Raw genomic sequence first — 18,852 nt, forward strand, 5'->3', positions numbered from 1 at the left:
GATGAGATGCCGCGCTGTAGGACGGGATGCCGACAGACAATCAGTGCACGGCGGCGGCCAGGTAGCGGCCGGTCAGGTTGGCTGACTGCGCAGAGGCAGACACCAGCTCCGCCGGCGAGCCCTCGAACACGACCTGCCCACCGTCGTGCCCCGCGCCCGGCCCGATGTCGATGATGTGGTCGGCGGCGGCGATGACCGCGAGGTTGTGCTCGATGACGACGAGCGTGTGCCCGGCGTCCACCAGGTTCTGCATCATCTCCACCAGGGTCGCGGTGTCCGCCAGGTGCAGGCCGGTGGTCGGCTCATCGAGGACGATCACCGGGGCGTCCCCGTCGATGCGGGACGCCAGCTTCAGCCGCTGTCGCTCACCACCGGACAGTGTCGTCAGCGGCTGCCCGAGACGCAGGTAGTCCAGCCCGACCTGGCGCAGCAGGGACAGTGCCGCGGCGACGGGCTTCGAGGGGGCGTCCTGCGTGAAATAGGTGGACGCCTCCGCCACCGTCATGTCGAGCACCTCAGAGATGTCACGTCCGGCGACGCGGTACTCCAGCACCTCGGGCCGGAAACGGCGCCCGGCACAGTCCTCGCAGGGCGCCGAGACGCCCGTCATCATCGCCAGATCGGTGTAGACCACACCCTGACCGTGGCAGGTGGGACAGGCCCCGTCGGAGTTCGGGCTGAACATCGAGGCAGTCGCCCCGGCGTCCCTGTTGCGACGGGCGAACAGTTTGCGGATGTCGTCGAGCATCCCGGTGTACGTCGCCGGGGTGGAACGCCGTGAACCCCTGATAGCGGACTGGTCGACGACCGCCACACCGTCGCGGCCGACCAGGCCACCGGTGACCAGCGAGGACTTCCCCGACCCGGCCACACCGGTGAGCACCGTGAGGGTGCCCAGCGGGATATCGACGGAAACGTCGACCAAGTTGTTCAGCGTCACCGGCCCCACCGGGAGTATGCCACGGCCCGGTCGCACCGTATCCCGCAGCGACAGCCCCTGGTGCAGGGACTCTGCGGTGACGGTGGACGCCTCCTCCAGCTCCTCCGGCGTCCCGGTGAACACCACCTCGCCACCGTGGTCGCCGGAGCCCGGTCCCAGGTCGACGACTAGGTCGGCGGCACGGATCACCGAGGGTTTGTGCTCGACGACGAGAACTGTGTTGCCCTTGTCGCGGATGTCGGTGAGCAGTGTGTTCATCCGGGTGATGTCGTGCGGGTGCAGGCCGACGGTCGGCTCGTCGAAGACATAGGTGACGTCCGACAGTGCCGAGCCGAGGTGCCGGATCATCTTCACCCGCTGGGCCTCACCACCCGACAGTGTGCCCGCGGGGCGGTCGAGGCTGAGGTAGCCGAGGCCGACGGAGACCAGCGCGGCGAGCTGGTCGGTCAGGGTGGTCAGTGCCGGGCCGACGGACGTGGCGTCCACCCCCGTGAGGAAGTCCAGGAGGTCCCCGACCTGCATCGCCGAGCATTCCGGAAGCGTCTTCCCGGCGACGGTGGCGGTGCGGGCGGCCTCGGACAGTCGCGCGCCGTGACAGGACGGGCACTGTCCGGTGGTGCTGATCTTCTCGACGAAGGCCACGATGTTCTTCTGCTTCGGCGGGGTGTCGCGGTCGATCCACAGGCGGCGGATACGGGTCACCAGCCCGTCGAAGGTGAGCGTGGAGAAGCCGTTGTTGTCCTCTTTCGCCACCTTGATCTTCTGCGTCGGGGCGTAGAGGAAGAACTCGCGGTCCTCGTCGCTGTAGTCCTTCACCGGCAGGTCGGGGTCGAGCCGGCCGTTGGAGGCGTAGGACGACCAGTACCAGTCGCCGACACCGAAGCCGGGCGCCTCGATCGCCCCCTCGTTGAGGGACTTCGTCTCATCCAGGAAGGACGCCAGGTCCAGGTCAGCGACCGTTCCGGAGCCTTCACAGGTCGGGCACCAGCCGTCAGGCAGGTTGAAGGAGAACGCCTTGGCGGAGCCGACGTAGGGCTCGGACAGGCGGGAGAAGAGGAGGCGGAGGGTGGTGGATGCGTCGGTCGCGGTACCCACGGTGGAGCGGGAGTTCGCGCCCATGCGCTCCTGGTCGATGATGACGGCGGCGGTCAGATCGGTCAGTTCATCGACGTCGGGTCGCGGCAGGGAGGGCATGAATCCCTGGATGAAGGCACTGTAGGTCTCGTCGATGAGGCGCCGGGATTCGGCGGCGACGGTGCCGAAGACGAGGGAGGATTTGCCGGATCCGGACAGGCCGGTGACAACGGTCAGCCTCCGCTTCGGCAGGTCGACGTCGATGTTCTTCAGGTTGTTGACGCGGGCTCCGCGGACGCGGATCGTGTCGTGGGTGTCGGGCAGGGACGCGGTGCTGGTCTCGGCGTTCACCCGGCCAAGTATGCCGGAAAGTGTGGGCCTCCCCGCCGGGGTGTCATCCCGGGGAGGGGCGGTGGATCAGTGGGTCTCGGCCAGCACCTGGTAGGACGCCGCCAGCCGGTCGAACCACCAGTCGCGCCGTGCGGCCGGGGACGCCAGTGCGTCCAGCCGGGCGTCCTCCGGGACGCACTGCTCGACCGCGAGGCGTCCGTCGACGATCTGACGCGGCGCGCAGACCTCCTCGGCATACAGCGACCCGGTCGCCAGGCCCGCCGCCTGCGGATGGACCACCATCTCATCATCGTCCTCGTAGCCCGGCAGTGTCGCAACGGCAAGCAGCCCGGCGTACATGCCCACTGCGGACTCCAGAGCGGAGGACACGGTCACGGCGACGCCGTACCGCCCCACCTCCTCGGCGATGGCCCGCACATGGTCCACCCCGCCCAACGGCGCGGCCTTGAGCACCGCCACATCACACGCACCGGCCTGCACCGCGGCCAGCGGATCGGAGGCCTTGCGGATCAGTTCGTCGGCGGCGATCCGCACCATCATCCCGCGCGAGCCCAGTCGACGCCTGAGCTCCGCCAGCTCCTCCACGGTCGCACAGGGCTGCTCCATGTAGTCCAGCGGTCCACCGCCCTGGGAGGGGTCGGTCAACGCCACGGCGGCGGCGAAGGCCTCGTCGACACTCCAGCCCGTGTTGGCGTCCACCCGGACGGCGATCCCGGGCCGGGCCTCGCGGACCGCACGAACACGGGCCACGTCATCGGCCAGCGTCTGCCCCTGCTGCGCGACCTTCACCTTCACGGTCGTGCACCCCGGGTAGCGGTCCAGCAGCGCGGGCACGAGATCCGGGTCAGCCGACACGTCCACCGCCGGCACCGTGGCATTGACCTCCACGGACGGCAGGACGCGGGAACCGGCGGGCCGCAACGACTCAGCGTCCCACCCCAGAAGCAACGCCGAACGCAGCCAGCGGGACGCCTCCTCCGGGCCGTACTCCAGGAACGGCGACCACTCGACCCAGCCGTCGGGCCCTTCGATGAGCATGATCTCGCGCTCGGTGACGCCCCGGAAGGGCACCCGCAGCGGGCAGGTCACCACGCGGGCGCGGTCGGTGAGCTCGGAAAGGGAAGGAAGGGAGTGCAGTGACATGCCCACAGCCTACGATGGCCGCATGACAGAACAGAGCAACCCCTTCAACCCGGACCTGTGGCGCGACGTCCCCGGCTTCGACTTCGACGACATCACCTACCACCGCCACGTCGGTGAAGGGCGCACCAACGGCATCGTCCGTATCGCCTTCGACCGCCCGGAGGTGCGCAATGCCTTCCGCCCGCACACCGTCGACGAGCTCTACCGCGCCCTCGACCACGCCCGCCGCTCCCCCGACGTCGGCACCATTCTGCTCACCGGCAACGGCCCCAGCCCGAAGGACGGCGGCTGGGCCTTCTGCTCCGGCGGTGACCAGCGCATCCGTGGCCGCTCGGGCTACCAGTACGCCACCGCCCACGACTCGGACGTCGAGCACGCCGACGCGTCCTCGGTGGATGCCGCCCGCGTCAAGGCCGAGGGAGGACGCCTGCACATCCTCGAGGTGCAGCGCCTCATCCGCACCATGCCGAAGGTCGTCATCTGCCTGGTCAACGGCTGGGCCGCCGGTGGCGGACACTCCCTGCACGTCGTCTGCGACCTGACCCTGGCGTCCCGTGAGCACGGGAAGTTCAAGCAGACGGACGCCGACGTGGGATCCTTCGACGCCGGTTACGGTTCCGCCTACCTGGCCAAGCAGGTCGGCCAGAAGAATGCCCGCGAGATCTTCTTCCTCGGCCGGACCTACGATGCCGAGCGGATGATGCAGATGGGCGCGGTCAACGAGGTCGTCGACCATGCCGAGCTGGAGAACACCGCCATCGAGTGGGCGCAGGCGATCAACACGAAGTCCCCGACGGCGCAGCGGATGCTCAAGTTCGCCTTCAACCTCACCGATGACGGGCTGATGGGCCAGCAGGTGTTCGCCGGCGAGGCGACCAGACTGGCCTACATGACCGACGAGGCGGTGGAGGGTAAGAACGCCTTCCTGGAGAAGCGGGACCCGAACTGGGATGAGTTCCCGTACTACTACTGACGCACTACTACCGACGCAGCGTCCGTCCACCCCGACCCGCCGCCGCGGGGCGGAAAGACAGACCCTGAGGTTGTGAAGTTTGTCACATTCTGCCCGGCCCGGCGCAGTGACGCAGATCATCTCCCCCGGCGGGGCCCCGGCCGCCCGGCCGGCGGCGCCACCCGCCCGACATGAACAGATCATGAACCACGGACAACGGGAACCGGGAGTATTCCGCGGATCATCGAATTGCTGACCTGCATATATTCCGTGGGAGAATCCCACTATTCCCCGTGCCCATCGCGGGTCGTATTCACAAACATACTGTGACCTGCACAGATGCGCCGTCATCGTCACGGCGTCGCCGAGCGTTTCCCTGAGGTTCACCTACCACCTCCACCGGCACCCCCGGCCCGGCAGGGGATGGAAATTCCGGCCGATAAGAGGGATTCTTCTCGGGTGACTACCGAAGTACTGATCCTCATCCTAGTGATCGGGACTGCCCTGGCGTTCGACTTCACCAACGGCTTCCACGACACAGCCAACGCGATGGCCACCTCCATCGCCACCGGCGCACTCAAGCCGAAGGTCGCCGTCGCACTCGCCGGCGGCCTCAACCTCGTCGGAGCCTTCCTCTCCGTCGAGGTGGCCAAGACAGTGGCGAAAGGCATCGTCGACCTCGACGCCTTCGACCTCTCCGACGTGGCCTCCACAGACAAACTCCTGCTGGTCGTCTTCTCCGGCCTGATCGGCGGCATCGTCTGGAATCTTCTCACCTGGCTCCTCGGCCTGCCGTCCAGCTCCTCCCACGCCCTGTTCGGCGGCCTCATCGGTGCCGCAATCGGCGCCCTGGGCTTCTCCGGTGTCGAGTGGGGCGGCGTCGTCGACAAGATCCTCGTCCCCGCCCTCGCCGCACCGTTCATCGCCGGCATCGTCTCTGCCATCGGTACCTACGGCATCTACCGCGCCACGAAGCGCACCCGTGAGACCGAGCGCGACAGCCTCTTCCGCATCGGCCAGATCGGTTCCGCCTCCCTCGTCGCCCTCGCACACGGCACCTCCGACGCGCAGAAGACGATGGGCGTCATCTTCCTCGCCCTCGTCGCCTCCGGCCACCTGGACGCCGCCGCGAACATGCCCTTCTGGGTCACTCTCTGCTGTGCCCTCGCCATCGCCGCCGGCACCTACTCCGGTGGCTGGCGCGTCATCCGCACCCTCGGTAAGGGCCTGGTCGAGATCTCCTCCCCTCAGGGCATGGCCGCAGAAGCGTCCTCCGCCGCAATCATCCTCACCTCCGCCCACTTCGGTATGGCCCTGTCCACCACCCACGTCGCCACCGGTTCCATCCTCGGCGCCGGCGTCGGACGCCCGGGCGCCGACGTCCGCTGGGGCGTTGCCGGTCGCATGGCCATGGCCTGGGTGACCACCCTCCCGATCGCCGCCCTGGTCTCCTACTGCATCTGGCAGGTCTCCCACGGCACCGCGAACCTCACCAACACCGCCGGTGGCGCCATCGCCGCCTTCGTCATCCTGCTCATCGTCGTCGGCCTGATCATCGTCAGGGCCCGCAAGCAGCCGGTCCACGCCGACAACGTCAACGCCGACTGGGACGAGCACGGTCTCGCTCCGGCCGAGGGGCACTCCGATTCCGCCCTCGCCGCCACCGAATCCAGCGACCTGGCGACCACTGCCGGACGCACACTCTCCGGCGCCACCGCCGGGGTCCACGACCCGGCCCACTTCGTCGATACCTCCGCCGGCATCGACACCTCCACCAACCGGAAGGACGTCTAGACCATGGAACTCCTCAGCGACCTCCTCCAGGTCATCATCGCCGGCATCATCCTCGGCGCCGGCATCCCCGTCCTCTTCGGTCTCGGTATCCGCCTCAGCGTTCCGGCGCAGGGCGTCGAGGGTCACCCCTCCCAGCACATCCCCGGCTGGCAGCGTGCTGTCGCCGGCCTGATCTTCCTGGTCATCATCGTCGCCGTGGTCATCGGCCTGCTGTGGATCACCCAGGGACGCCTCTACGACGCCTTCGGCTGGGACATCTTCGGCACCGGAGGATCCTCCGGACACTGACGGCACCCGGGGGCCGCATCCCCGCACAGACTTGCGGACCATCGGTAGTCACGCACCCGGTCCGCACCCGACCAGCTCACCGGCATGCCCGGTGAGCTGGTTTTTTACGCCAATTGTTTGACGTTTCCCACAATAGGGCTTACCCTCGGTAAAACTCATTGCACCGACCTGCCCATCCACGTACGGCGTGGAAGGAGTGAAAGCCCATGTACAACCCACTGTCCAGGATCCTCGACTGGTACCTCTCCCCCGTCAACGGAGGCACAGACGGCGCCGCCGGCACCGTTCTGGGCGTCCTCCCGTCGCGTCCCGGGGCGACCGACATCGTCGCCCACCTCATCGACCGGGGCCACACCCCCGCATCCGAGTCGGACGTGCGCGAATCCTTCGCCACCCTCTTCGACCGCGACGCCTCCCCCTTCGAGGAGATGCTCGCCTTCGACTACGTCGACAGTTTCGGACTGCTCTCCCGGTAGTAGCGTCGGAGATGTGAATCTCCCGCTCGAATCCCTCCCGGTCACGCTGGACAGCACGAGCGTACGCGCCGCACTGCCCGCCTACCGGGATTTCCTGGCAGGACGCCGCGCCCTGCTCCCCGTCTCCCCCGACGCCGCCGGCGACTCCCTGACTGAGCTGATGGGCGCTGACCGTACCGACGGTGCAGCACGCCCCACGGAGCCCGGCACCCTCATCGCCTGCACCTCCGGGTCCACCGGCACCCCGAAGGGCGCACTGTTGCGGACCGACGGGGTCCGTGCCGCGATCAGTGCCTCGGCCTCCTTCATCGCGGACCGGCTGGGCGCCGGCCCCGGCCCGTGGCTGCTGGCCCTGCCGCCGCACCACATCGCCGGGACGATGGTCATCCTGCGCAGTCTCGACGCCGGATTCGAGCCTGCGGTCCTCGACTCCTCCGGGGGACCGTTCCGGGTGGACGCCTTCTGCGCCGCCACCACCGCCCTCGCGGACGCCCACCCCGGCCTGCCGCTGTACACGTCCCTGGTCCCGACCCAGCTGGTCCGGGTGCTGGACTCTGCAGAGGGGTCCGCTGCCCTGGGCCGCTATGCCGCGGTCCTCGTCGGCGGCGGTCCCACTCCCCCGGCCGTGGTCGCACGGTGTGGGGAGCTGGGGGTGGGCGTCCTGCTGACCTACGGCTCCTCCGAGACCTCCGGCGGTGTGCTCTACAACGGTGAACCGCTGCCCGGGTACACCGTCGAGAGCGTGGATCCCGATGACGCCGGGGTCGGTCGCGTGGCCCTGCACGGCCCCTCGGTGGCCGACGGGTACCGCGTCACCTGCTCCCTGGATCCGACGGTCGCGGCGGACGCCTTCCCCGCTCCCGGCGTGTTCCGCACCTCCGATCTGGGACGGGTCGAGGGGGGCGTCCTCACGGTCCTGGGACGCGCCGACGGCGCGGTGAACTCCGGAGGACTGAAGATCCTGCCCGAGCAGGTGGAGGCGGCCGTGGCCTCGGTCGGGCTGTCCTGTTGTGCGGTCGGTGTACCCGATGACGAGTGGGGCGAGATCGTCGCCGTACTCGTGGAGAGCGGTGGCGCAGAGAGTGCAGCGGGAACCGACTGCACGGCGTCCCTGCGCGCCCGGATGAAGGACGCCGACGTGGCGTCACACCTGATACCCAGGCGGGCTTTCACGACCGGTGTCCTGCCGCTCACCGGTCCCGGGAAGCTCGACCGGCGGACGGTCCGTGGCGTCCTGCAGGAGCTTGTGCGGGGCACGTCCGGCGACTGACTACAGTGAGGGTCATGTCTGACCCCTCTGCTGCAGCCGCTGCAGCCTCCACAGCGTCCGGCGCCACCCCGCGGGACTGGCTCACCGGCGCGCGCCCACACACCTGGGCCAATGCCATCGCCCCCGTCCTCGCCGGCACGGGCGCGGCCATCTGGGACGACGGGGCGTCCTGGTGGCGGGCGATCCTCGCCGTCATCGTCGCCATGGCCCTGATCATCGGCGTGAACTACGCCAACGACTACTCCGACGGCATCCGTGGCACCGACGACGACCGGACCGGCCCGCTGCGGCTGACCGGCTCCGGACTGGTCCCGCCGACGCGCGTGAAGTACGCCGCCTTCCTGTGCTTCGGCGTGGCCGGGGTCGCGGGAATCGTACTGTCGCTGGCGTCGAGCTGGTGGCTGATCATCGCCGGTGCGGTGTGCATCCTCGCGGCATGGTTCTACACCGGCGGTAAGAACCCCTACGGCTACCGGGGGCTCGGCGAGGTCGCCGTGTTCATCTTCTTCGGGCTGGTCGCCGTGCTCGGCACCGAGTATACCCAGGCCGGGAAGGTGTCGTGGGTCGGTCTGGCGCTGGCGGTGGGCATCGGTTCCCTGTCCGCGGCGGTGAACCTGACCAACAACCTGCGTGACATCCCGACCGACGCGGTCGCCGGGAAGACGACGCTCGCCGTGATCCTCGGCGACCGGGGGACCCGGATCCTCTACGTCTCGCTGCTCGTCGTCTCCGTGGTGATGACGCTGGCGCTGGCCGGTGCGGGGATCGCCGCGCTCATCGGGCTGATCGCCGTGCCGCTGCTCATCGTCGCCGCGCTGCCCGTGGTGCAGGGCGCGACCGGTAAGGAGCTGATCCCGGTGCTGGGGACCACCGGGCGGGCGATGCTGGTGTGGTCGGTCGCGATGTTCATCGCGATGCTGCTGGTGTAGTCAGTCCAGCCGTTCCTCGAGCTGGGCACGCATCTGGTCCTTGTGGGCGCGGCGACCGGCGTCCCGGACGGCGAGGTGCTCGTTGACCCGAAGCCGCAGTCCCTTGAAGAAGAACATCGACAGCGGGAAGGCGATGATCAGCGCCAGCAGGGCGCTGATCGCCAGGGGGAAGGACTGTCCCATGCCCAGCAGCACGGCGATGAGCTGGATGACGACGGTCAGCACAATGAACAGCACCAGGCGTGCCAGTCCGTAGAGGACGATGTCGCGCCAGCCCGCGCCGCCGAGCTTGCCGGGGGCCAGATCGGCGGAGTCGGTGTCGTTGACGGTCTCGTTCACAGTCTCATTCACGCTGTCGTTAGCACTGTCGTTCACGACTGCCACTGTACGTTCGTCGCTGCGTCCCCTCCCAATCCCGTAGCATGGAGGGTCACACCGCACCTGTACTTCCAGACCAGTACGCGACCAGTACGCAAGGAGGGTCCCGCCGTGGGCCGGCTCATCATCCTCATCCTCGTGATCGTCACCGTGATCGTCCTGTGGCGTGCTTTCGGGCCAGGGTCGGGCGACCGCGTCAACGGTCGGCGTTCCCTGGACAAGACCCCGAAGAAGGAGGTCAAGGGCCCGGATGATGACCCTGACTTCATGTGGGAGATCCGCAAGGAGCGCTTCAAGGCCCAGCGGGAGAAGGAGCGGCTCGCGGAGGAGAGTCTGCGCAGTGCCGAGGCCCGGGCGAAGGACGCTGAACGGCGTGCCGCCGAGGCGGAGAAACGTGCGGAGGACGCCGAGACGCAGGCCCGGGCCGAGCGACCGGACACGTCACGTCAGGACCGCCAGGATCCCGAGGAGCCCGGCGCGGCGGGGTCGGCCGGTTCAGCCGGGGCCTGATTCCGGGGACTGAGTCCGCCTGACCTCGGGCCCAGCTACCGGCCCCCAGCGACCCCACAGCACTAACCCCCAGTTCACCCTGGCATGACAGGTGCACTCCCCGTACCTCCCATGCCAGGGTGAACTCGTTGTGAATGGACCACAGCGCCCTGTCGGGAGTCCAACAGGGTATGACTTCTGCATCGGACCCGAACCCCCACGTCAATCACGACCTCACCTCCGTCCTTCCCAGAAAGCGTGCCGGGTTGTCGGCGTCCGGAGAGATTCCGCGGAGGACACTTGACCGGGAGTGGACCATTGTCGCTCCCGGCCGTGTCGTCCCTCCCCCTCGGAGAGACCCGACCTCATGGTGGTGGACGCCCCGACCGCCGTCGTCCAGTGTCTATCCTCGGTGCTCGACGGCCGGCACAGATGGCGGGCCCTCGGTATCCCGCAGATGAGGTCCGAGCTGATCTGCGGGGTCCAACTGGTCGATGCTTTCCGGCACAGCACCGGCGTGGAGTGTGACGCCGTCAGGGCCGCGGCGAAGATCCGGATCGCCGCGGCCCGACTATCCACCGTGCTCGACCTGTCTGACGGCGGTGCGGAATCCCCCATGGAGACGGTTCTCCGGCTGCTGGTGCTGGAGTGTCTTCCGCCGGGATACCGGTGGGTGTCCCAGCTCGATCTCGGCCGCGGCCGGTGGGGCGGTACTGCCCCTGACCTGGCGTGCCCGGAGCTGAAGATCGCGCTGTACTACGACGGTGCCTCACACGATTCTCCTGACGTGCGGGCCAGAGACAAGGCGATCGACCGACAGCTGGAGTCCGAGGGGCGGCAAGTGCTCCGGTTCAACCGGGCGGATATCGGTGTCGCTTCAGTCCGTCGTGCCGTGCGTGCCGCGGTGCAGGTTGCGCTGGACCTGCTACGGATGCCCGGGGTGGCGTCCTGACCCTGGTGCCCGGGCATTCACCATCTGCACACCCTGGCACTGCAGGTACGTTCCCCGTACCTCTCGTGCCAGGATGCACCCCGGGTGAACGATCAGCGCAGACCCCTACCGGTCCTTGCCGCGCTCCAGGAGCTCACAGAGGTAGGACGCATAGGCCGACTTGCCGTGGGCGACGGCTGCAGCGGCGAGACCGGCGTCCCCGATGAAGCCCATCCGCCAGGCGACCTCCTCGGGACACCCGATCTTCAGGCCCTGACGCTGCTCGATGGTGCGGACGAAGTCGCCGGCGGCCATGAGATTGTCGACGGTGCCGGTGTCCAGCCAGGCCGTACCGCGCGGCAGGATCTCGACCTGCAGGTCACCGCGCTCCAGGTAGGCGCGGTTGATGTCGGTGATCTCCAGTTCACCGCGGGGCGAGGGCTTCAGCGACCGGGCGATGCCGACCACGTCCGGGGCGTAGAAGTACAGCCCGGGCACCGCGTAGTTCGACTGCGGCTGCTCCGGCTTCTCCTCCAGTGAGGTCGCCGTACCGTCGGCGGAGAAGGTCACCACACCGTAGGCCGACGGATCGCGTACCCAGTAGGCGAAGATGGCGCCACCCTCGACCTCGTGGAAGCGGCGCAGCTGCGTACCCAGACCGGCACCGTAGAAGATGTTGTCACCGAGGACCAGCGCCACCGGCTCATCGCCGATGAAGTCCGCCCCGAGGATGAACGCCTCGGCCAGCCCGTTCGGCTTCTCCTGCACCGCGTAGTCGATGGACACCCCGAACTGGGAACCGTCGCCGAGCAGGCGTCGGAACTGGTCGTTGTCCTCGGGGGTCGTGATGACGAGGATCTCGCGGACGCCGGCGAGCATCAGGGTGGTCAGCGGGTAGTAGACCATCGGCTTGTCGTAGACCGGCACGAGCTGCTTCGACACGCCCAGGGTGATCGGACTCAGCCGCGACCCGGTGCCGCCGGCGAGGATGATGCCGCGCATCACTCCCCCTCCCAGCCCTCGGCTTCCGCTGTGGCGGCCTCCCAGTCGTGGCGGAGCTCCTGCTCCCAGCCGCGGCACTCGGAGTAACTCGGGAGGGACGCCTCGACCTCGCGGTAGCCCGGCGCGTCCCGGTCCTTGTCGGACAGGACCAGATCAGAATCCGCCAACCCGGCGACCGACCAGTCGATGCCGAGCTTCGGGTCCAGCGGGTTCACGCCGTGTTCGGCGTCCGGGTTGTAGCTCTCGGAGACGAGGTAACAGACCGTCGCCGGACCGGACCCCTCCGGAACGACGAATCCGTGCCCCATGCCCACCGGCAGGTACAGGCCACGGCGGTTCTCGGCGGAGAGCTCGACGACGATATGGCGCCCGAAGGTGGTGGAGCCCCGGCGCAGATCGACGATGACATCGAGAATCCGGCCCGCCACACAGGTGACGTACTTGGCCTGTCCGGGCGGGACATCGGCGTAGTGGATACCGCGGACGACGCCTTCGACGGAGGTGGACAGATTCGCCTGGGGAAGGTCGAGGGGGTAGCCGAGCTTCTCGGCGACGGCGTCCGCCCGGAACCACTCGAGGAAGGTGCCGCGGTCGTCAGGGAAGATCCTGGGGGTGTTCACCCAGGTACCGGACAGGGGAAGACCGTAGATTCCGGGTTCGTCAGGGATGCCACTGAACTCACTCATGACCACAGAGTTTAGCCGCTCCCCCGGACACGTCCCCGACGCACCGATCTTCTTCTGCTTTTAGCCTCATATTGGAATACATATTTTTGATGGCCTACAATGTCAATCTCCGAGACGAACACCGACGGAGGACCCCCGTGAGAATCAACAACCGAATGGCCGCCCGCCTGGGCCGCCTGGCTGAGCTCACCGAGCCTTTCACCACCCCACTGCTGCCGACCGACTACGCCGGCCTTTTCAACCCGCTGTTCGGCCGCGAGATCCGAGGACGCGTCACCGCCGTGGACCGCCACGACGACTTCACCACCGTCACCATCGAGCCCGGCCCCGGTGCCGGACGCTCCTTCACCCGCTTCCAGGCCGGCCAGTTCATCGGCCTCGGCCTGCAGATCGACGGCCGGTGGACCTGGCGCTGCTACTCGCTGACCAATGCCCCCGAGCTCACCGGCGACCGCCTGCACCGCAGCGAACGTCGACTCACCATCTCGGTGAAGCCGGTCCCCGACGGCACCATGTCGACACGCATCGCCGACCGACTGCGTCCGGGCCGCATCATCCGGCTCTCCGCCCCCGGCGGCGACTTCCACCTGCCCGATCCCGTGCCCGAGAAGATCCTGTTCGTCACCGCCGGCGCCGGCGTCACCCCGGTCATGTCCATCCTGCGCTGGCTCGACCAGGAGGCCAGAGCAGGTGGCACAGCAGGTGGTACCTTCCCGGACGTCGTGCACGTCCACTCGGAACGTGCCACCACCCCCGCCGCCCCGTTCGGCGACGAGCTCACCGCCCTCGCAGCGGAGCAGCCCGGATACACTCTCATCCACCGGGACTCCGCCACCGCCGGGCGGCTCCACGCCGAGGACATCCCCGACCTCGTCCCGGATCTCGCCGAGCGGGTCACCCTGGCCTGCGGCCCGACCCCGTTGCTCGACGACCTACGCACCGTCATCCCCGACATCCGCACCGAGAGCTTCCACGCCACCGACCTGCCCGGCTCCGTCGATCCCGCCGATCTCGGCGGCGAGATCGTCCTCGGCAGCACTGGGGTCACGACGTCCTCCACCGGGACAACGACCATCCTCGACGCCGCGGAAGCCGCCGGCGTCCCGCTCATCCACGGCTGCCGGATGGGTATCTGCCGCACCTGTGTGACAGCGGTGACGGACGGCACCGCCGTCGACCTGCGCGACGGGGCGGTCTACGGCCCCGGCGAGCAGATCCGCACCTGCTGTTCCGTCCCCTCCGGCCCACTCGCCATCGCCGTCAACTGAGTCCGATCTCAACCAAGCCCGATCAAGGAGAAAAACATGGCTGTTCAGGACATCACCGCCTACGCCCACCTTACCGACAGGGACATCGAGGAGATCGGACGCCGACTCACCGCGCTCGAGAAGAAGCACCGCGACTCCCTCGGTGCCAAGGACGCCGGCTACATCAAGGGGCTCATCCGCACCCAGCGTGGCCTCGACCTCGCCGCCCGGGCCGGCACCGTCGCGTCCCCCGCCATCGCGATGCCCGCCGCCGCGGTGCTCGGTGTGGCCAAGATCCTCGAGAACCTCGAGATCGGCCACAACGTCATGCACGGCCAGTGGGACTGGATGAACGACCCCGAGATCCACTCGTCGACCTGGGAGTGGGACAACACCGGCCCCTCCTCGGGGTGGAAGCACTCCCACAACGTGGTGCACCACACGTACACGAACATCGTCGGCATGGACAACGACATCGGCTACGGCATCCTGCGCGTCACCCGTGACCGGAAGTGGAAGCCGTCCACCCTGATGCAGCCGGTGACGAATGTCATCCTGGCGTCCCTCTTCGAGCTTGCCGTGGGGTTCTACGATGTCGAGCTCGGCCGCTACTTCGCCAAGAAGCAGACCTGGGAGGAGACGAAGCCGCGGCTCGTCGAGACCGTCCTCAAGGTCGGCAAGCAGTGGGGCAAGGACTACGTCGCCTTTCCCGCCGTCGCCGCCGGCGTCGGCCTCCTCCTCGGCAAGAAGGGAGGACGCCGCGCCTCGGCGAAGAAGCGCGCCAAGGCGGCCGGACAGGCTGCCCTCGTGGCGAACCTCATGCGCAATGTGTGGGCCTATGCGGTGATCTTCTGCGGCCACTTCCCCGATGACGTGGAGACGTTCACCAAGCGGACGCTGGACGAGGAGTCCCGCGGTGACTGGTACCTGCGCCAGATGCTCGGCTCGGCAAACTTCCACGGCGGCAAGGTGCTGACGCTCATGTCCGGCAACCTCAACTACCAGATCGAGCACCACCTCTTCCCCGACATGCCGTCGAACCACCTCGACGAGATCGCCAAGGAGGTGCAGGCCATCGCCGAGGAGTACGGGCTGCCGTACAACACCGACAGCTTCCCCAGGCAGTTCCTGCAGGTGCAGAAGACGCTGCTCAAGCTGTCCCTGCCGAACTCGATGCTGCGGGCGAAGGCCTCGAACGCCCCGGAGGTCCGGTCAGACGCGGCGTTCACCGACAACCCGGAGATCGCGGCGCAGACCGGTCACCGGCAACTGCGCAAGGGACTCGCGCTGCTGAAGAAGGCCCGACCGAAGATCCTGGCGTAGGCGGGAGGACGCCGGGGAGGACGCGCGGAACTCCTCAGTGGATCGCGGTCTGGTTGACGAGCGTCCCTCCGGGTCCCACCTGCCAGTTCACGTCCACCCCGGCGTTGGTCCCGGCGGCCTGGCGGACCGGTCCGTCGATCACGTGCTGGACAGTGCTGAGGACCGCCACCGTCGTGGACGGTCCGGAGGTGGTGACCAGCGCATCCCCCGCAGAGCCGGCGGTCGCACCGACGGGGACGGCGGACAGTACCCGTGCCATCGTCGGGTCGACGTACACGTGGCCCGACCGCGGGTAGAGGAACTGGTCCGGGGTCGACGCGGGGGCCGCGGATGCGGCCGGTGCGCCGAGGGCCGCGACAGCCGCCCCGGCGAGTGCCAGGGTGGACGCGGTGAGGGCGGTTCGGGTGAGGGTCCGGTTCAGTCTCATCATGGCCCCCGACCCTACGCGACCAACCGGCTACCGACGGTCAGTTCCAGAGGATGTCGTCGACATCGTCGAGCCCTGCAGACTCGACATCGTAGGTGAAGCTGAGGCCGGTCGGCGTGATGCCGTCATCACTCTTCGACTCCCAGCTGCGCACCGCACCCCGGTACACCTTGCCGGTCTCCAACTCTCCGGCATCCGACGGCAGGAGGTCGGCCTCAGGGATGTCACAGTCCTCGCTGCCACCCATGAGGATGTAGTTGGCACCGTTACCGTCATCGTCGACCGCGCCCATGTCCGGCTCCGTGACGAGCTGGTGGCTTTCCGGATCGGAGGCCTCGCCCTGCCCCAGGAACTCGACGTCGTAGTTCATGCAGATGAAGTGGTCGACATCCGCCGCGTCCTCGTCGTCCAGCGGAATCTCACCGGAGGCCGTCTCCGTCGAATCCCGGGCGGTGATCTTCCAGTACTGCTGCGCGAAGGTCTCACCCTCGTACTCGGCCTGCTGCGTGACGACATACGCCGACTCGCCGTTCTTCAGATGTGAACCCGGGTCCGTGAGGTCGAACCCGTCGGGAGCGCCGACAAGATCGCCGTCTCCGGAGCCGGAATCCTCTGACGACGAGTCATCCGAGGAGGTGTCGTCGCCGGCAGCGGAGGAATCTGAGGAGTCTGAGGAGTCGGACGAGGACGAGTCAGAGGAATCATCGTCGTCAGAGGAACAGGATGCCAGTGCGAGGGCGGTAACGGCGATCCCGGCCATCAGGACGTTTCGTTACTTTCTGCGTGTGAGATAAGTCATGCAGCGAAACTATCATTTGCGAGAGGACCTCGGGAACAGGATCGGGAAATCTCACCTCCCGGGCGCTGTCAGGGGGCACCGTCAGGGCGCTGTCAGGGCACCGTCAGGGGTCGAGAATGTCCTCGGTCGCACGGTAGACGAGCTCGGCGTCCTTCCGGGAGGTCTCCCACCAGTCCCGGTGGTCGCGGTACCAGGCCACGGTGTCCGCCAGGCCGGCGGCGAAGTCGGTGAACCGGGGCGTCCAGCCCAGGGCATGCATCGAGGACGGGTCGATGGCATAGCGCAGATCGTGACCCGGACGGTCGGTGACGTGGACGAAGTCATCCCCGTCCCGCCCGAAGATGCCGTTGAGCGCGCGGACGCACTCCAGGTTGGAGCGCTCGCCGTCCGCGCCGATGAGGTAGGTCTCCCCCGCCACACCACGGTCGAGAATCGCCCAGACGGCGTCATTGTGGTCGTCGACGTGGATCCAGTCGCGGACGTTCTCGCCGGTGCCGTAGAGCCGCGGCGTCTCGCCGTCGAGCAGGCCGGTGATCTGCCGGGGCAGGAACTTCTCCGGGTGCTGACGCGGCCCGTAGTTGTTCGAGCAGTTCGAGATCGTCGCACTCAGCCCGTGACTGCGCACGAAGGCACGCACCAGGTGATCGGCGGACGCCTTGGATGCCGAATACACCGACGAGGGCGCGTAGGGCGTGTCCACCGTGAAGCGGTCCTCCGACCCCGGTTCCCCGGACCCGCGCAGCGGCAGATCCCCGAAGACCTCATCGGTGGAGATGTGGTGCAGGTGGACACCGTGCCGTACACAGGCCTCGGCGAGCACCGCAGTGCCCTCGGTGTTGGTGCGCACGAACCGCAGCGGGTCCCGCAGAGCGTTGTCGTTGTGGCTCTCCGCCGCGAAATGGACGACGGCAGCGCCCCCGGCGTCCCCGGTGCCTTCACCAAGGGACACCACGAGACGGTCGACCAGGGCGGCGTCCGCCACGGTCCCCTCGACGAGCTCGACACCGGTCCCGGCGAGATTCGCCGGATTCGCGGCGTAGGTCATGGCGTCCAGCACGGTGATGTGCACGTCGGGACGCGTCGCCAGCGTGCGGTGGACGAAGTTGGAACCGATGAAACCGGCCCCGCCGGTCACCAGCAGGCGGGTGGTCCGGCGGGGCCGGTCGAGAGAGGTCGTCATCGGGGGCGGTATCAGTTCAGTCCGGCGTAGGAGTGCAGACCCGAGACGACGATGTTGATGAAGAAGAGGTTGAACACCATCGTCGCGAAGGCGAAGATGTTGATCCACGCAGCCGGCAGACCGCGCATACCCGGCGTGGCGCGGGCGTGCAGGTAGGCGGCGTAGAGGATCCAGGTGATCAGGGAGACGGTCTCCTTGGGGTCCCAGCCCCAGAAGCGGCCCCAGGCGGCATGCGCCCAGATCGCGCCGAAGACCACACCCAGGCCGAAGATCGGCAGGGTCCAGATGGCGGTGCGGTAGGCCAGGGCGTCCAGCTTCGAGGCGTCCGGCAGCGGGGAGACGACCTTGCCGAACCAGCCGTGCTCCTTGCCCTTGGGCTGCTTGCGGCGCAGCACGTAGAGAAGAGAGGACACACCGGAGACCAGACCGATGGAACCACCGACGGACACGGTGGAGACGTGGATCCAGTACCAGTTGGACTTCAGGGACGGGACGACCGGGGCGACATCGGCGTAGAGCTCGGTGCCGGCGTAGAAGAGCAGCAGGATGATCGGCGTGAGGATCCAGGGCCACAGCACGCGCATCGCCTTACGGCGGAGCACCACGCAGGCCACGCAGATGGCCATACCGGTGACGACGGTGACGTACTCGAAGAGGTTGCCCCACGGGAAACGCTCCGCGGCCAGACCGCGGCACACCAGGAAGAGCAGGTGGACGGCGGCGGTGAGCCAGACCATCATCTGCGTCATCCCGCCCCACTTGTCGGCGCGGCGGAACTTCGCCTTGAGCGCCTCGACCTGGAAGGTCTTCGGCAGGTCCGCCTCGGTCATCGACCCGGAGGCGATACCCGAGACATCGTTCCTCTCGTCGTCGGGGACGTCCGTGCCCTCGATGACGTCGCCGCCGACGGCGGCTCCCACGGCCACCTTCTGCTTCGTGGACGCCTTCTTGGCCTCCCCGAGGATGCGGGAACGCTCACGACGCGCCTCGGTGGCCGACCGCAGCATGCCGTAGTAGACGAGCGACACGGCAAGACTGATGAGGTACAGGACCACCGCGGTCTTGAAGGCCATGTCCGAAAACTCGGCGAGCCCCTGATTGGCGTACATCCGTCGGTTCCTCCGTTGAGAGTTGGATTTCAGTGGTCAACGCTACCGCTGGGGTGCGTCGGTC

19 protein-coding genes are annotated in these 18,852 nt (G+C 68.0%); 10 read left to right on the top strand and 9 right to left on the bottom strand.

Translation table 11 applies throughout. The annotated features are described in order from the left end of the window. Window positions 1-40: 40 nt before the first annotated feature. Together CVA01_RS08690 and CVA01_RS08695 are read right to left on the bottom strand one after the other, a co-directional pair. Window positions 41-2,365 carry an ATP-binding cassette domain-containing protein gene (locus tag CVA01_RS08690; RefSeq protein ID WP_141330085.1) on the bottom strand — a complete coding sequence of 775 codons (2,325 nt, stop codon included), beginning with the start codon at window positions 2,363-2,365 and terminating at the stop codon, window positions 41-43. Between the two features lie 66 nt (window positions 2,366-2,431). Continuing rightward, window positions 2,432-3,508 carry an o-succinylbenzoate synthase gene (locus tag CVA01_RS08695; protein WP_041630804.1) on the bottom strand — a complete coding sequence of 359 codons (1,077 nt, stop codon included), beginning with the start codon at window positions 3,506-3,508 and terminating at the stop codon, window positions 2,432-2,434. Window positions 3,509-3,530: 22 nt separating this feature from the next. Here CVA01_RS08695 and CVA01_RS08700 point away from each other — a divergent pair, with 22 nt between their 5' ends. The 6 genes from CVA01_RS08700 to CVA01_RS08725 all read left to right on the top strand — a co-directional run bounded on the left by CVA01_RS08700 (window position 3,531) and on the right by CVA01_RS08725 (window position 9,217). Next, on the top strand, window positions 3,531-4,481 hold the full coding sequence (locus CVA01_RS08700) for a 1,4-dihydroxy-2-naphthoyl-CoA synthase (RefSeq protein ID WP_141330087.1): 951 nt from the start codon (window positions 3,531-3,533) through the stop codon (window positions 4,479-4,481). A 402-nt stretch (window positions 4,482-4,883) separates the two neighbouring features. Continuing rightward, the gene (locus tag CVA01_RS08705; RefSeq protein WP_170209739.1) at window positions 4,884-6,254 is read left to right on the top strand and encodes an inorganic phosphate transporter; all 1,371 of its coding nucleotides are present in this window, start codon (window positions 4,884-4,886) and stop codon (window positions 6,252-6,254) included. Between the two features lie 3 nt (window positions 6,255-6,257). Then, a complete protein-coding gene (locus CVA01_RS08710; RefSeq protein WP_014011201.1) occupies window positions 6,258-6,542 on the top strand; it encodes a hypothetical protein in 285 nt (94 codons plus the stop codon). Window positions 6,543-6,748: 206 nt separating this feature from the next. Then, entirely contained in the window at window positions 6,749-7,018 is a 270-nt protein-coding gene (locus CVA01_RS08715; protein WP_041630217.1) for a hypothetical protein, read from the top strand. 13 nt (window positions 7,019-7,031) lie between these two features. Then, the gene (locus tag CVA01_RS08720; RefSeq protein ID WP_141330091.1) at window positions 7,032-8,288 is read left to right on the top strand and encodes an AMP-binding protein; all 1,257 of its coding nucleotides are present in this window, start codon (window positions 7,032-7,034) and stop codon (window positions 8,286-8,288) included. Between the two features lie 14 nt (window positions 8,289-8,302). After that, on the top strand, window positions 8,303-9,217 hold the full coding sequence (locus tag CVA01_RS08725) for a 1,4-dihydroxy-2-naphthoate polyprenyltransferase (RefSeq protein ID WP_141330092.1): 915 nt from the start codon (window positions 8,303-8,305) through the stop codon (window positions 9,215-9,217). Here the strand turns inward: CVA01_RS08725 and CVA01_RS08730 are convergent, their stop codons facing one another. After that, on the bottom strand, window positions 9,218-9,520 hold the full coding sequence (locus CVA01_RS08730) for a DUF4229 domain-containing protein (protein ID WP_141330161.1): 303 nt from the start codon (window positions 9,518-9,520) through the stop codon (window positions 9,218-9,220). 186 nt (window positions 9,521-9,706) lie between these two features. Between CVA01_RS08730 and CVA01_RS08735 the strand changes: the two genes are divergently transcribed. After that, window positions 9,707-10,105 carry a hypothetical protein gene (locus CVA01_RS08735; RefSeq protein WP_014011205.1) on the top strand — a complete coding sequence of 133 codons (399 nt, stop codon included), beginning with the start codon at window positions 9,707-9,709 and terminating at the stop codon, window positions 10,103-10,105. A gap of 352 nt (window positions 10,106-10,457) precedes the next feature. After that, window positions 10,458-11,036 (top strand): endonuclease domain-containing protein, encoded by a 579-nt coding sequence (locus CVA01_RS08740; RefSeq protein ID WP_170209740.1) that lies wholly within the window; start codon window positions 10,458-10,460, stop codon window positions 11,034-11,036. Between the two features lie 105 nt (window positions 11,037-11,141). Here the strand turns inward: CVA01_RS08740 and rfbA are convergent, their stop codons facing one another. Further along, window positions 11,142-12,017, bottom strand: coding sequence for a glucose-1-phosphate thymidylyltransferase RfbA (rfbA, locus tag CVA01_RS08745; protein ID WP_073884653.1), 876 nt, complete (start codon window positions 12,015-12,017; stop codon window positions 11,142-11,144). Further along, on the bottom strand, window positions 12,017-12,703 hold the full coding sequence (locus tag CVA01_RS08750; protein ID WP_170209741.1) for a dTDP-4-dehydrorhamnose 3,5-epimerase family protein: 687 nt from the start codon (window positions 12,701-12,703) through the stop codon (window positions 12,017-12,019). The genes rfbA and CVA01_RS08750 overlap by 1 nt, the downstream gene beginning before the upstream one ends. Window positions 12,704-12,840: 137 nt before the next feature. Between CVA01_RS08750 and CVA01_RS08755 the strand changes: the two genes are divergently transcribed. Both CVA01_RS08755 and CVA01_RS08760 read left to right on the top strand, forming a co-directional pair. Further along, window positions 12,841-13,971 carry a flavin reductase family protein gene (locus CVA01_RS08755; RefSeq protein ID WP_141330096.1) on the top strand — a complete coding sequence of 377 codons (1,131 nt, stop codon included), beginning with the start codon at window positions 12,841-12,843 and terminating at the stop codon, window positions 13,969-13,971. Between the two features lie 36 nt (window positions 13,972-14,007). After that, window positions 14,008-15,273, top strand: coding sequence for a fatty acid desaturase family protein (locus tag CVA01_RS08760; protein ID WP_141330098.1), 1,266 nt, complete (start codon window positions 14,008-14,010; stop codon window positions 15,271-15,273). A gap of 34 nt (window positions 15,274-15,307) precedes the next feature. On the opposite strand, the gene CVA01_RS08765 is transcribed toward CVA01_RS08760, so the two are convergent. From CVA01_RS08765 to ccsB, 4 genes are all read right to left on the bottom strand, one after another. Then, window positions 15,308-15,703: a hypothetical protein gene (locus CVA01_RS08765; protein ID WP_014011211.1), complete on the bottom strand. Its 396-nt coding sequence runs from the start codon at window positions 15,701-15,703 to the stop codon at window positions 15,308-15,310. Between the two features lie 37 nt (window positions 15,704-15,740). After that, on the bottom strand, window positions 15,741-16,460 hold the full coding sequence (locus CVA01_RS08770; protein ID WP_141330100.1) for a hypothetical protein: 720 nt from the start codon (window positions 16,458-16,460) through the stop codon (window positions 15,741-15,743). Window positions 16,461-16,602: 142 nt separating this feature from the next. Next, the gene (gene rfbB / locus CVA01_RS08775; protein ID WP_141330102.1) at window positions 16,603-17,679 is read right to left on the bottom strand and encodes a dTDP-glucose 4,6-dehydratase; all 1,077 of its coding nucleotides are present in this window, start codon (window positions 17,677-17,679) and stop codon (window positions 16,603-16,605) included. Between the two features lie 11 nt (window positions 17,680-17,690). Beyond that, window positions 17,691-18,788 (bottom strand): c-type cytochrome biogenesis protein CcsB, encoded by a 1,098-nt coding sequence (ccsB, locus tag CVA01_RS08780; protein WP_141330104.1) that lies wholly within the window; start codon window positions 18,786-18,788, stop codon window positions 17,691-17,693. Window positions 18,789-18,852: the final 64 nt, after the last annotated feature.

This window comes from Corynebacterium variabile (assembly GCF_006539825.1).
GTDB lineage: Bacteria > Actinomycetota > Actinomycetes > Mycobacteriales > Mycobacteriaceae > Corynebacterium > Corynebacterium variabile.